Origin of the sequence: Aeromonas sp. sif2433 (assembly GCF_019218705.1) — a bacterium.
GTDB classification, from domain to species: domain Bacteria; phylum Pseudomonadota; class Gammaproteobacteria; order Enterobacterales; family Aeromonadaceae; genus Aeromonas; species Aeromonas encheleia.
Window position 1 is genome coordinate 1 of sequence record NZ_JAHUXD010000001.1, and the last position, 13,644, is coordinate 13,644.

At 56.7% G+C, this 13,644-nt stretch carries 14 protein-coding genes and 2 pseudogenes; 4 read left to right on the forward strand and 12 right to left on the reverse strand.

Going from position 1 to position 13,644, the window contains the following annotated elements:
• A pseudogene (locus tag KW825_RS00005) lies at positions 1-123 on the forward strand (IS1595 family transposase); the annotation flags it as partial.
• A gap of 158 nt (positions 124-281) precedes the next feature.
• Positions 282-941, forward strand: coding sequence for a carbonic anhydrase (locus KW825_RS00010; protein WP_218327782.1), 660 nt, complete (start codon positions 282-284; stop codon positions 939-941).
• A 234-nt stretch (positions 942-1,175) separates the two neighbouring features.
• Here KW825_RS00010 and KW825_RS00015 read toward each other — a convergent pair whose 3' ends face one another.
• On the reverse strand, positions 1,176-1,748 hold the full coding sequence (locus KW825_RS00015; protein ID WP_042653708.1) for an NADPH-dependent FMN reductase: 573 nt from the start codon (positions 1,746-1,748) through the stop codon (positions 1,176-1,178).
• A 470-nt stretch (positions 1,749-2,218) separates the two neighbouring features.
• Between KW825_RS00015 and KW825_RS00020 the strand changes: the two genes are divergently transcribed.
• On the forward strand, positions 2,219-2,707 hold the full coding sequence (locus KW825_RS00020) for a tetratricopeptide repeat protein (protein WP_170176004.1): 489 nt from the start codon (positions 2,219-2,221) through the stop codon (positions 2,705-2,707).
• 249 nt (positions 2,708-2,956) lie between these two features.
• Here KW825_RS00020 and KW825_RS00025 read toward each other — a convergent pair.
• A pseudogene (locus KW825_RS00025) lies at positions 2,957-4,161 on the reverse strand (IS256 family transposase).
• Between the two features lie 78 nt (positions 4,162-4,239).
• Positions 4,240-4,581, reverse strand: a complete 342-nt coding sequence (locus KW825_RS00030) for a hypothetical protein (RefSeq protein WP_218327783.1) — start codon at positions 4,579-4,581, stop codon at positions 4,240-4,242.
• 134 nt (positions 4,582-4,715) lie between these two features.
• Here KW825_RS00030 and KW825_RS00035 point away from each other — a divergent pair, with 134 nt between their 5' ends.
• Complete coding sequence (locus KW825_RS00035) at positions 4,716-5,087, forward strand: DUF2513 domain-containing protein (RefSeq protein ID WP_218327784.1); 372 nt, start codon at positions 4,716-4,718, stop codon at positions 5,085-5,087.
• 32 nt (positions 5,088-5,119) lie between these two features.
• On the opposite strand, the gene KW825_RS00040 is transcribed toward KW825_RS00035, so the two are convergent.
• The 9 genes from KW825_RS00040 to KW825_RS00080 form a co-directional block, all read right to left on the reverse strand.
• Positions 5,120-5,965 carry an OST-HTH/LOTUS domain-containing protein gene (locus tag KW825_RS00040; protein ID WP_218327785.1) on the reverse strand — a complete coding sequence of 282 codons (846 nt, stop codon included), beginning with the start codon at positions 5,963-5,965 and terminating at the stop codon, positions 5,120-5,122.
• A 92-nt stretch (positions 5,966-6,057) separates the two neighbouring features.
• Positions 6,058-6,861 carry a tyrosine-type recombinase/integrase gene (locus KW825_RS00045; RefSeq protein ID WP_218327786.1) on the reverse strand — a complete coding sequence of 268 codons (804 nt, stop codon included), beginning with the start codon at positions 6,859-6,861 and terminating at the stop codon, positions 6,058-6,060.
• Positions 6,862-7,220: 359 nt separating this feature from the next.
• Complete coding sequence (locus tag KW825_RS00050; protein ID WP_042653707.1) at positions 7,221-8,072, reverse strand: aldo/keto reductase; 852 nt, start codon at positions 8,070-8,072, stop codon at positions 7,221-7,223.
• A gap of 128 nt (positions 8,073-8,200) precedes the next feature.
• Positions 8,201-9,262, reverse strand: coding sequence for an alpha/beta fold hydrolase (locus KW825_RS00055; RefSeq protein ID WP_256353701.1), 1,062 nt, complete (start codon positions 9,260-9,262; stop codon positions 8,201-8,203).
• A 104-nt stretch (positions 9,263-9,366) separates the two neighbouring features.
• A complete protein-coding gene (locus tag KW825_RS00060) occupies positions 9,367-9,597 on the reverse strand; it encodes a flavodoxin (protein WP_218327790.1) in 231 nt (76 codons plus the stop codon).
• 45 nt (positions 9,598-9,642) lie between these two features.
• The gene (locus tag KW825_RS00065) at positions 9,643-10,113 is read right to left on the reverse strand and encodes a cupin domain-containing protein (protein WP_042653705.1); all 471 of its coding nucleotides are present in this window, start codon (positions 10,111-10,113) and stop codon (positions 9,643-9,645) included.
• A gap of 27 nt (positions 10,114-10,140) precedes the next feature.
• The gene (locus tag KW825_RS00070; RefSeq protein ID WP_256353702.1) at positions 10,141-11,169 is read right to left on the reverse strand and encodes an MBL fold metallo-hydrolase; all 1,029 of its coding nucleotides are present in this window, start codon (positions 11,167-11,169) and stop codon (positions 10,141-10,143) included.
• Between the two features lie 103 nt (positions 11,170-11,272).
• On the reverse strand, positions 11,273-12,256 hold the full coding sequence (locus tag KW825_RS00075) for an aldo/keto reductase (protein ID WP_218327791.1): 984 nt from the start codon (positions 12,254-12,256) through the stop codon (positions 11,273-11,275).
• 104 nt (positions 12,257-12,360) lie between these two features.
• Positions 12,361-13,509 (reverse strand): iron-containing alcohol dehydrogenase, encoded by a 1,149-nt coding sequence (locus KW825_RS00080; RefSeq protein WP_218327793.1) that lies wholly within the window; start codon positions 13,507-13,509, stop codon positions 12,361-12,363.
• Between the last annotated feature and the right edge of the window lie 135 nt (positions 13,510-13,644).

The window sequence follows — 13,644 nt, forward strand, 5'->3', positions numbered from 1 at the left end:
CACTATCTGAGGAATTATCTGGGCTGGCGACGGATGCTGGAGCGTTATGGGCGGGAAGTGGATGTTCCACGTTGCTTGCATGAGGCGCTTGGGCGCCCCATGCAACACGTAATTGGGACATAGCCTTACCAATAGGGCCAGACGCCTTGGCTACACTCATAGCTGCACAGATTCTTTCCTCCCCGCAAAACTGTTGACCCCGTCCGTGCGAGCCGTGAAAGAGCACATCGTCTCTGGAGCCTGAAGATGGCACCCAGTCATTGCGAAACGGAGGGCCAAACATGGCAACGTCAAAAACGGATCAGTATCTGGTGAACAACAAAAGGTATGCACTGGGCGAGGCCGTGCACCAGCCTCTCTATCCGGGTAAACAGCCGATCCAGCCGGCCAGGCGAGTGGTGGTCGTGACCTGCATGGATGCGCGGATCGACGTGGAGGACCTGCTCGGATTGCAGACAGGGGACGCCCACATCATCCGCAACGCCGGCGGGGTGGTCAGTGATGACACCCTTCGCTGCCTGATCATCTCGCATCACCTGCTCAACACCGACGAAATCATCCTGATCCATCACACTCGCTGCGGCATGCTCGCCTTCACCGACGACCTGTTCAAAGCCGGTCTGGAAGGGGATCCAAGGGCGGAGGCACTACTCGGCCAAGCCACCGGCCGCGCGTTCACGAGCTGCAAGACGTCTTCTGCCACGCCATCGGCATTCCACGCGTTTCGTGGGCAAATAGAGCCGCTTGATTCTCCTCGCGATGAGCGAAACATGGAGCGCCTCACCTGGGACGTGCGGCGCGGCATGTCGGCCGTTCTGAACCACCCCTGGATACCGACGAACGGCGCGGATGCGGTCAGCGTGCGCGGCTTCATCTACGATGTCGATACCGGGATGCTCGAAGAGGTGGCCTACCCCGGGCCAATGGGCTCGTTCGACTGAATTGGGCTAAGCAGATACGACAGCTACATAAACAAGACACCGGCCTCAGGCCGGTGTCTTGTTCTCGATGAAGTCACTATCGGTCAGCACCATGTGTGCCTACTAGGTCGATCTGGAAGTCGGCTGCATCATTGCTGTTGACGTTACCCTCCACCTAAGTGTGCGCGATACCCTTGGCGTCAGTCACGAAATGGTACTTCAACTGGCCCTGGCCGCTGAATTATCGGTAACGGCTCAGGCATTGCGCGGCAATACAGTCAGCACCCGCACGATGAATGCATGCAGCTCATTCATGTAGTTGCGCAGGAAGTCAGCTGTCGAATCGTCCGTGACCTGTCCGCCCTCGGTGATCAGACCGGGTTTAAATTGAATGTAGGCTTCCAGCGTATTCATCAGTGGCGAATTGCAAAAGCACAGCACTCCACGCAAGCTCTGTTGCGCGACCGCGGTGCCAATGGCGCCGGGCGACGTACCTATTACTGCCGAAGGCATACGTGTGAACGAGTTTTGGCCCCACGGCCGGCTGGCCCAGTCGATCGCATTTTTCAGGCCACCAGGGATGGATCGGTTGAACTCCGGCGTCACGAACAACACCGCATCGACTTCGCTAATGGACTGCTTGAATTTTCGTGCCACCGGGGGGAAGTCCGCATCATAGTCTTGACTGTACAGGGGCAAGTCCCGAATGGGGATCTCAATCAACTCCAACTCGGGCGGTGCCAAACGCACCAGCGCCTCGGCCAGCAATCGATTGATTGATGTACTGGAGAGACTACCGACGAAATAACCAACCTTGTATTTAACCATGAAGATCTCCTTTGTAGAGTTAACCCATCCGAATCCAAGCCATCATGCTTAGCCTATAGCCGAGTCTTGATGCTGTTGAACAGACCGGAGATGCTCTAGGATAGTCGATAAACCAAGGAAGGCGCGGACAAGTCCCTGACGTGAGATCATCGCCACATCACCTTGAGTCGCTACCCTGTAATTTGTTGAATTAAAATAACTAAACCTCCCAGTCTCCTCACAGAGGATGCGTGTTCACAGCCTCCCTAGTCATCGCGAAATGGAGGATTATTTTCAGCAGCCCCTACCCACCCCCATCAGTAATAAAAAGACGCTCACCCACAAGGCGCGCACTCAATGCGGCCCTCTTAAGGGGTGTTTTTAGGGCTAAATTGAAATGGCGGGAGAGGTTGAATCATACCACTCGGATATCTGCCAAATACGGTACAGATATCTGACGCAGGATGAGCCAGCTGCAGGAGGTGTTTAAGATGAACGATGCGATTGAAACCTTGATTGAGCTAGCTGAACAGGGCGATGTGACTGCTGCTATCTGTTTGGCACATGCGTATGACACTGGCCTGGGATTGGATGGGCCGCAAGACAGGCAGAAGGCCTGTTTCTGGTTTCAGAAAGGGGCCGAACTGGGCAATGCAGACTGCCAATTAAACGTCGGCATGATGTGTGAGAAGGGGGAGACGGTGCCACAGGACTACCGACAGGCGGCTGTCTGGTATCGCAAGGCCGCCGAGCAGGGGGGCAAAGAGGCACAACGCCACCTTGGATACCTCTATAAAAATGGCTTTGGAGTAGAACAGGACTACAGGCAGGCTTATGCGTGGTTTTCTCTCGCAGCAACCAAGGGTGATCACGCAGCCATAGTATCGCGTGACAAGATGGTTAAGAAACTAGCCCCTGCCGCACTGGTAGAGGCGCAAAAACTGGCGTTTGGCTATTTCGAACTGTATCGGAAAAGCTGACCAGACTGCAGAAGTGATATCATAATTGCTATGCGCAATAACGAGATTTGCTCTTTTGAAAAGCATTGGAGCCTTCATCAAAAAAACTCAATTGGCGGGGGATGCTGCCCCAAAATTATCCCGTAGGAAATCCATAAATAGTCTGACGCGCGCTGGCGTAAATTTTCGGGAAAGTCTGACGGCATTCAGGCTATAGGAGGGAAGCGTAAACTGGAGATTGTAAATAATTCTGTGTAACTGCCCACTCCATTACAGGTGACCGTTCAGGCGATCACCGAATTCGATAATAAAGCGATTTAGGGCAAGCTTCCAATTCTGGATCGGCATGGTCCATTTCTTGGAGGCCTGCTGTATCGCGAGGAACGTCATTTTTAGCGCCGAGTCATCGGTCGGGAAGAGCTTCCTTTGCTTGGTCGCTTTACGCAGCACGCTGCTCAGTGACTCGATCGCATTGGTGGTGTAAATCACCTTCCGGATGGCGGGGGGATAATCGAACAGCGTGATCAGATTGGCCCAGTTACCCTGCCAGGAGCGCGCTATCTGCGGGTACTGGCTATCCCAGCGCTCGCCGAAGGCCGCCAGCGCCTGCTGATCTTCACGTTCCGTCGCAGACTGGTAGATTCCGCCGTCACCGCCTTGTAGTCCTTCCAGGAGACATAGCGCAGCGAGTTGCGGACCATGTGGACGATACACAGTTGCACCTTGGTCTGGGGATACTTCACGGCAATGGCATCAGGGAAGCCCTTGAGGCCATCCACACACGCAATCAGGATGTCTTCCAGACCACGGTTCTTCAGCTCAGTCAGGACCGACAGCCAGAACTTTGCCCCTTCGGTCTCGGCCAGCCACAGGCCTAACAGCTCCTTGTGACCCTCCATATTGATACCCAGCGCCAGATCGAGCGACTTGTTGATCACCCGCTGGTTCTCGCGGATTTTCAGCACAAGACAGTCCAGATAGACGATGGGATAGAGCGGCTCCAGCGGCCGGTTTTGCCATTCGTGGACCTGCTCGATGACACGTTCGGTCACCTTCGATGCCAGCCCCGCCGAGATGTCTGCGTCATACATCTCTTTGAATGCGTCAACGATATCCCGCGTGCTCAAGCCCTTTGCGTAGAGGGCGAGGATCTGGTCGTCCATCTGGGTCAGGCGGGACTGGCCCTTGCGGACAAACTGAGGCTCGAAGGAGCTGTTGCGATCACGAGGAGCCTGGATGATGACTTCTCCGTGCTGCCCTTTTAGGCGCTTGGTGGAATAGCCATTGCGATTGTTGCCGGTCCCGCGGCCTTGTGGGGCGTGTTTCTCGTAGCCCAGATGCTCGTCCATTTCGGCATTGAGCGCGGTTTCGACGGTGAGCTTGATCAGCTGTTGGGTGAGGGTGCCGAGATCTTTTTCAGACTTGATGTCTTTGGCCAGCTCAGCAGCCAGTGCTTTGAGTTTGTCTTGGTCCATTTGCTTGCCCACTAAGGTATCCTTTTGAAAAAGTTACTTATTCGTGGGCGGTTACACAATTGGATTTACAGGCTCTAACTAGCAGGAAACGATAGAGGACTTCTGCACCTCAGTACACGGCAGAGCCAACGTCACTTCAAATTTCACATGGCTAGTCTCTTGTCGTGCATCTGATTCTGTTGCTTTCCCACCCAGAGTCAGGAACGAGGCAACCGTAACCTTTCCACCAACTTCACCTGAGCTGGTTCCCGTTACTGTCAGGGCTACATCGAAAGCTACGGGAGTTTCCCTTGGATGACCATAACCGCCATTTGGTCGAGGATTAACGACAGCACCGTACTCTGCTGCTTCTTCCTGCGCATCCTTCACCCCTTTGACAACCTGCATGATTGTGGCCTTGACGAACTCGTCTAACTGCATTACTTACCTCCTTTACTGTTTGGGTATACAGTACACCAGATCAATAACAATCCCAATAATGATGAATTTACCAGCGATGATTCATTAGGTAACATCTTGGTTATTTTGGAAATTTTTTGGGGAAATGGATTAGGATGAAACGCAATTGGGATACCGTAAGAGATGTACTGACAAAATTAGAAGGCTTACCCAGTACAGACCATTACTTGTCGCTTGGGGATTTCGAGCTTGCTGATGTAAGTGCCGCTTATGAAATTTCTTACCACATGGAGTTGCTAATTGAAGCGGGGCTAGTTGAAGGAAAAATGAGCCGAGTTCTTGGCGGTGGCCCCATAAATTTCATGGCAACTCGACTTACATGGACTGGTCACGAATTTCTAGATGCAATCTGTAGCGATACTGTCTGGAACAAGACCAAAGAAACTTTTGCAACCAAGGGGCTCGACATGACCTTTGACCTGATTAAGACAGTTGCAGGTAGTGTGGCGACCTCGCTCCTGTTCTGAGTGTGCGAGCGGCAGAAATTAGCACAATCCTCTTAGGCCCGGCGTGTGCGATACCAAACCATAACACCAGTGGGAGATAGTCGTTTGTCTACTTCGAAGAGCTGGGAACGATGAATAACCTCCCGCCAACTGCTACACCCGTATAGCTTGGGGGATAACCCTGGGCGTCTTTGGCCGATACTGCAGATGGCTTCGTTTAACTGTGTCCAACCGCCCTTGCCTATTAAACGCTCCTCACATTTCAGTTGTTGGATGATGGTGGTGTTTTCCCAATTGTTGACAGGTTCACCAGGCAGGATTCCTGAGATTAAAAAATGCTCCCCCTGAGGGGAGTTCATAAATTCGAACAGTTCGCTCTTGGCTTGTTCGGCGGTAGTCAGGAGGGAATGTAACGCCTCTATGTTGTCCTTGATGGTGTTGGCTGCCGTCACCAGATAGCTGATTGCGTCTTGGCAACTAGCCTCCGAGTTCAATGCAAAACGTGACAGAAAATGATGAACCAGCTCATTTCGCAATTCGACCAATTGTTTGAGCTTTTCGTTCATCCATTCCCCGTTTTCCAGGCCAAAACTGAAACGGAAGTAAGCTCGGCCGTTCAGAGCGTCATCATCAATTTCTTGTTCATCCTCCAACGTCGTTCTTTGGCTCCACTGGCCAACCAAATGCCCCAGCGTCTTTCCGCCTAGAAGCTGGCGGTCGCGTTCTATGTTACCAGCCAACTCATCGGAAAATCCGCTTACCTTCAGAGTGGGCAGGGTTGCTTTAAGCATCAATTCAAACTGCTGCAACTGGAGGAGACATCGCCCGTACTCTAACGCAATTTGCTCTTTTAGCTTATTCAAATCAGGTAGTACCTTATCAGGCCTCTGGTGTTCCACTGGAGCTCTTCCTTGTGCTCATCAGCATCTAGCTAAATAGTGACTTTTTCTTGGGTTGAAGTGCCTACGAGATGACCTCCAAGGTAGTACGTTCATAGTGCCGCTTCGATAGCTGTTTGTAGCTTCTCGACTGCTACCCCACCACCGTACCGATCATAGCTGATAGCACTATTGGTATGACCCAAAATTGCTGCTGCGTACTGTAACGGCACCCCATGATCCTTCAACGCTGTTGCCACGGTATGCCGCAGGCTGTGGGAGTCTTTGTCTACAGGACGATGACGACTGAACCACTGCCCCCAAAGATGGCTGTAACCGTCTTGTCGAAGAGGTAACTCAGGGAACAGCCGTCCCCCAGCCCTTTCCTGCACGAAGTCGATAAAGCCACCAGCGATCAACGAGGAATGGATCGGCACAAATCGAGCACTGTTAGCCGTCTTGAGCTTCTGGTCTGGGCGGTTGTCCCTGATGTTCAGGCACCATGAATCCCCCAGCGCCTTAATGAAGTAGCCGATGTAGTTCTTCTGGTTGCTGAGCTCTTTTGGTGCCCAGGACAACGCCTTTTCTTTCAGGTAACGCTCACTGAGCTCTGAGAGCACAGGGGATGCAATGGCAGAAGGCGCCACTGGGACTGATTCAGGGGCAGGATTGGCTGCAGATTGTGTCTGTTGCGGTAGCTGCTGAGGCTCCGGCGAGGAGCTTGATTGAAGTTCTGGCTGGGCAGCCACAGGCTTTACCCGAGAGCGCGCGCAGGCAAGCAACTGGGCCACCTTGCTTCGTGCGACCAGCTTGTCCCGAGCACGGAGAGATTTATTGATGTCCTTGCGGCGCCCACAGGGGAGCATGGTGACCTTGCGGTAGTACCAGATACCTTGCGGAGAGAGCCAGAGATTCACTATGAAGACTCCTGATCCATCCACACAAAGTGGATTACCAAGATGTCTGAAGGGGGCTATTAGTCGTAACTTATTGTGTCGCTTAACCCATAAGTTGACATGACACACCATTATTAATCAGCAACTTACATCCATGACTTTACCTATAAGCAGACATAAAATTTACCCATAAGCTGACATAACGTGGCGTCGACCTCTGTTTCTTACTTTTTTGCGTTGTCATTTTACTACGCCAGCGGACATGATCCCTGTCCCTCCCCGACCGTGAGCACTGTGCTCCCTCAGCAGGAAAAACGGTTGGCGGCGCGCCGCGCCACCAACCGTCTGTCATCTCCCGACGCCATTGCTGATTGCCCTTGTCAGACGTCGAGCTTGCGCTGGGTCAACCATTCCACCATGGCGGGGTCGCGGTGAGAGAAGAAGGCACTGGTTGCGGTATCCAGCGCGGCTATCTGCACCATCTCATCCTGACTGAGCTCGAAGTCGAGGATATCGAGGTTCTCCTTCATCCTCTCCTTGCGCACCGATTTGGCCAGCGACGCTATGCCTCGCTGGAAGATCCAGCGCAACACGACTTGCCCCACGCTCTTTCCCCGCTTCGCGCCGATGGCGGTCAGCACCGGGTGCTGGAACAGACCATTTCTGCCCTCTGCGAAGGGAGCCCACGCCTGTGGCTGTATGTGTCGACTCTGCATCCAGGGCGCGGCATGCAACTGCTGATTGAAGGGGTTCACCTCTATCTGGTTGACGGCAGGCACCAGCTTGTTGAACGCCATGAGATCCGCCAGCCGGTCCGGCTGGAAATTGCTGACACCAATTGCCCGGATCTTGCCGGCTTGCAGCAACTCTTCCATCGCCCGCCATGCACCGTGGACATCCCCGTAGGGCTGATGGATGAGATAGAGATCCACATAATCGAGCTGCAGGCGATTCAAGGAGCGCTCGAACTGCGCCTTGGCTCCCTCGTAACTGGCGTCTTGCAACCAGAGCTTGGTGGTGACAAAGAGCTCGCGGCGCACGATGCCGCTCTGCCTGATCCCGTTCCCGACCTGGGTCTCATTCTGATAGGAGGCGGCGGTATCGATCAGCCGATAGCCGCTGTCGATGGCCTCGATGACGGCACGCTCGCACTCTGCCGCGTCTGTCATCTGAAAGACCCCAAAGCCCAGCAGGGGCATCTCTATACCGTTATTGAGTCTGACTGTGTGCATGACTATATCCTTCCAATAATGTGTGCCCAGCATAACGCAAGGGGATTGACTAGATTAGACCCGGGATCTTGCTAGGGTTTATTAGCAATATTCATGAATCGCGTCATCACCCTTGCTGTCTCCCGTGGTTATTGCAGACCTTTCTCTTTCAGGAACTCGCTCACCAGATCGGCGATCTGCACATTGTTCAGATCGGAGAAGGGGAAGTGGGTGTTGCCCTTGATGCCGATCTCGGGCAGATGGACGACGGTGACATCCCCTCCATGCTGGTTCACCAGATCCCGCCATTCACGGGCCATCGCCAACCGGACTCGCCAGCTGTCCTGGGCGGGCATGGCGGTCGGTTGGCTTGGGATGTTGTCGCCATACAGGATCAGCACCGGGATCCTGGTCAGGCTCATGAACTGCGCCATCGCCACCGGCTCCCCCTTCAGGGTATCGAACGCGCTCGGCATGGGGGCTGGCAACGCCTGCTCAGGGAAGACGAAGCCACTGCCTGGTTCGAACGCGACTATGGCCTTCACCTTGTTGCTTTTTATGGCAGTATGCCAGCCAGGTCCGCCCCCCTGAGAGTGGGTGAACAGGATGGCCGGACCACTCTTGTCCACCACAGCCGCCATGGCATCGGCAATGACATTGACATCAAAGGGCCCGGTGTTGGGCGTCATCTGGCGGAAATACTGGTTCAGCACCGCTTGATCCTGAGAAAACTGGACGTCTTTGAAATAATCCGGCCAGACGCCAAGACGGAACTGATTGAACCACAACTGCTCATCCGGATTGGGGGCCACCGCCCCCTCCACCATGCTGCGACCCGCGCTGCCTCTGCGGGGTTGATCGACCAGATAGGTCGCAAACCCCCGCCGCAGAAACAGGCTCTGGAAACCTTCCCGGCCATCCGGCGTGGTCTGCCAGGTACGGGAAGACTGGCCGGCACCGTGGAGCATGACGATCGGGTACTTGTGCGGGTTGGGCGGAATTTGATAGAAGACGCTGGCGTGATCCCCATGGTACGTCTGACCAGCAGGCTCCAGTGGCTGCTTGGGGTCAAACTTGCCGGGGGCGGTGACGACGGCGCCGCCCGCGGCAAAGCTGCCTTGCTCCTGAATGACCAGGGGATCGGCATGAGCGGGCGCCACTAGCACCCCTGCCAGCATGCAAAAAAGCAATGATTTACTGAGTCTCTTCATGGTTGTGTTCCCTTGTTTGGCATCAAGCATCAATCCTGTTCACGTAATGAACGTCACCTGTCGCCATCACGACGATGACCTGTCTGCCTCGCCCAAAGATGAGATCAAGTCCCTATGGCCTCCAGCCACCGGGCTACTGTCTCGGTCGTTCGCCTCTCCTGATCGCACTCCATGATCAGTGGTGCATCTCGCCGGGCACCTGATGCCAGTCTGGCGAGTACCGCCTCGCTATCCCCGATGCCATAGCCACCGTGGGTGATGAAAGGAACCAGCCGCTTACCCGCCAGATCATGGGTGCTCAAGAAGCGCTTGATCACGCTAAGGGGCGGTATCAAGGTGCACTGATTGGGGATCGGGCTGACTATTATTCCCCTGCATGCTCAATTCCGGTCCCCGGCGACGGAGGCGCGATAATCACGCTCGCTCACCTGCGCAAGCCAGGTCACGACCTGGCCATCCTGCCGTTCGGCCAGCGCCAGGTGGGTCATGGGAGTATCTGGTGCCGCACCATGCCAGTGCTTCACGCCAGCCGGGATCCAGACCAGATCCCCTGGCCGGATCCCCTGGACAGGACCTTCTGCCATCTGCACCCGCCCTACCCCGCTGACCACGTAGAGGGTCTGGCCCAAAGGATGGGTATGCCAGGCGGTGCGCGCCCCCGGCGTGAAGCTGACCAGACCACCAGAGATAGCGGCGGGCGCCGTGCCCTGGTAGCGCTGATCCACATAGACATCCCCGACGAAGAACTCGCTGGCACCCTGGGTTGCAGGCACCAGCCCCGGGGAAAATACCTGTATCGTCTGATCCTTTGCCTCAGCCTGGGCAAGCGTGGTTGCGGATATTGGGTTCATTGTCGACTCCTGTGCGTTAAAAATGTGTCAATCGCGCCACCAGGCGCTGCCCTCATGGGGGGTCAGCACGTTCAGGGGCTCCCCCATCACCGGGGTGGTCAATGGGATCTGCTGCTCGGCGGCCAGACGGACAATCTGCTCGAGCGGGTCATCCCACGAATGCATGGCCAGATCGAAGGTGCCGTTGTGCACTGGATAGAGCCACTGCCCGCGCAAATCGTGAAACGCCTGCGCCGTCTGCGCCGGCAACATGTGCACGTACTCCCAGCGCTTGTCGTAGGCCCCGGTCTCGAGGAAGGTCACGTCGAACGGGCCGAAACGCTTGCCGATCTCCTTGAAACCATCGAAGTAACCGCTGTCACCGCTGAAGAAGAGAGTGGCTCCCTCCCCGCGAATGACCCAGGAGGCCCACAGGGTCTGATTGCCATCGCCAAGGCCACGGCCGGAGAAGTGCTGGGCTGGGGTGGCGATGAACTCAATGCCGCCGACCCGGGCCTTCTGCCACCAATCCAGCTCCCTGACCTTGTGCCGGGGGACACCCCAGGCAACCAGGCGCGCCCCCACGCCGAGCGGCGTGATGAAGTGGCTGACCTTCTCTTGCAGCGCAAGGATGGCGTCATGGTCGAGATGGTCGTAGTGATCATGGGAGAGGATCACCGCCTCTATGGGGGGCAGCGCATCCAGGGTGATGGGCGGTGCGTGCCAGCGCTTGGGGCCAAACCATTGCACCGGCGAGGCGCGCTCGCTGAACACGGGATCCGTCAGCCAGAACTTGCCCTGCAATTTGAACAGCAGACTGGAGTGGCCGAGGCGCCACACACTGTTATCCGAGGCGGCCATCAGCCCCTCACGGCTCATGGCCTGCACCGGGATGGCGCGATCCGGCACTGTGCCATCAGGCTTGGCGAACAGAAAATCCCACCAGAGCCGTACCCCTTCCCAGGTGCTGCGCTGCGGCAGTGTCACGGTATTGCTGAACTGACCCGCCTGATACTGGGAAGAGTCAGGGTGCGCGGGCAGACCCGGTTTCAATACATAGGAAAAGATGCCTGCCATCACTGCTCCTGTTAGCAACCAGAGAGAACGCCGGCACCTTGGGACGGCGCGAGAGAGCACAGAGGGGTTCTGCATTCATGAGACTCCTGTTGTGGATCCGACCTTAGCGACCCACGTTGTGCTGCAGGTGTGACGGATAGCGATCCCCCTCCACCTTGATCCCGGCCAGGGCACGCTGAATGTCTCCCAGATCGGTGGCGCTCAGAACCACCCGAGCTGCGCCCAGGTTCTCCTCGAGCCGATGCAGCTTGGTGGTGCCGGGAATGGGGGCAATCCAGGGCTTTTGTGCCAGTAGCCAGGCGAGCGCAATCTGGGCAGACGTCACTCCCTTGCTGGCAGCAAGGTCGCCCAAGACCTCGACCAGATGCTGGTTCGCCTGGCGCGCCGCCTCGGCAAAACGTGGGACTATGTTGCGAAAATCCGTGTCATCGAATCGGGTATCGGGCTTGATGGCCCCGGTCAGGAAGCCCTTGCCGAGGGGGCTGAAAGGGACGAAGCCGATGCCCAGTTCCTCCAGCAACGGCAGGATGGCCAGCTCCGGCTCGCGCCACCAGAGGGAGTATTCGCTCTGCAGCGCCGCTACCGACTGCACGGCGTGGGCGCGACGAATGGAGTCGACACCGGCCTCGGACAGACCGAAGTGGCGCACCTTGCCCTCCTGGATAAGGTCTCGCACTGTGCCAGCCACCTCTTCCATGGGGACATCGGGATCGACGCGGTGCTGGTAGAAGAGATCGATCACATCGGTGTTGAGGCGGCGCAGCGATGCCTCCGCCACGGCGCGGATGGTGGCCGGGCGGCTGTCCAGCCCCTCCGAGACCTTGCCGTGCTTGAAACCAAACTTGGTGGCGATCACCACCTTGTCCCGGAACGGGGCGAGAGCCTCCCCCAGCAACAGTTCGTTATCGCCAGGGCCATAGGCCTCGGCGGTATCGAAGAAGGTCACCCCCAGTTCATGGGCGCGGCGGATCAGGGCGATGGCCTGCCCCTTGTCCGTGGCCGGGCCATAGCCAAAGCTCAGCCCCATGCAGCCCAGACCGATGGCCGACACTGCCAGCCCGCTGTTACCCAAAGTACGTGTTTGCATGATGGATCCCTTTTCTTGAAAGGCGCTCTCCTTGGAGAGCGCCATGGTGTGATGGCTGGCGACTCGCGGCTCAGTCCTGACGCAGGACCTGGAGGCACCGCCACTCACATGGCATTGCGAAGGATGGTGGCCAGCACGTCCTGGGTGTAGGTTTCAGCCAGGCCAAACCAGCGGGCGTTGCCCTTGAGGTTCTCCAGGATGGCAGGCAGGTCCGCCTCCGTGATGCCGAGCTGGGAGAGGCGGGTCGGCGTGCCTATCTTGTCGAACCATTTTTCAAGGGCGGCAATGCCTTCTTCGGCGGTATTCAAGCCAAACAGCTGCTGAGCAAAGCGTTCGAATTGAGCCGGATTCTGACCATGGAACCACTTCATCCAAGCGGGCATCACCACCGACAGGCCGGCGCCATGGGGCACATTGAACAGGGCGGAGAGCGCGTGTTCGATCATGTGGTTGGGGTAGCCAAAACCCGAAGTCCCCGCATAGGTCAGACCGTTCAATGCCAGGGTCGCCGCCCAGGCGAACTCGGCGCGGGCGTTGTAATCGGCGGGATCCGCCAGCAACTGCTCGGTGGTCTCCAGCACGGTGGCGATGACGGACTCCACCAGGCGGGACTGAATTTTCGGCTGCACCTTGGCGGTGAAGTAGCCCTCGATGGAGTGGGCTATGATGTCCGCCGCCGAGTAGACCAGATAGTCGCGGGAGACCGTCTGCATCAGCGCCGGATTGACGATGGAGACTTTCGGGAAGGTGTGCACCGAGTTGATGGCGAACTTCTCTTTGGTGTCATCGTTGGTCACCACGGCGCCGCTGTTCATCTCGCTGCCGGTGGCAGCCAGGGTCAGGATGGCAAACACCGGCAGCGCCGCCTCGATCTGCCCCTTGCCGACAAACAGATCCCAGACATCCCCCTGATAGAGGGCCCCTGCGGCAATGGCCTTGGCGCTGTCGAGCACGGAGCCGCCGCCGACGCTGAGAATGGCGTCGACCTCCTGTTCCCGCGCCAAGGCGATGGCGTCACGCACCTTGGAGATGAGCGGGTTGCTGACGATGCCGCCGCACGCCACGAACGGGATCCCCTGCTCGTTCAGACTGGCGCTCACGCTGGCGAAGAGGCCATCGCCCTTGATGCGATCGCTGCCATAGGCCAGCAGCACCTTCTTGATGCCGTGCTGGGCCAGGATCTCGCCGATTAGCCGCTCCTTGCCGGTGCCGAACTCGATCCGGGTCGGGTTGTAAAAGCTGAAATTGTCCATCTTGCTCGTCTCTCTGTCTGGGTTCATGCCGGGAGGCTTGTCGATGAGCTGAACTATAGATGGGCAATAAACATCGAACTAGACGGCAAATGGATGAATCAGTTACAACTAAATGATGTAAATCGACGAGAAAGA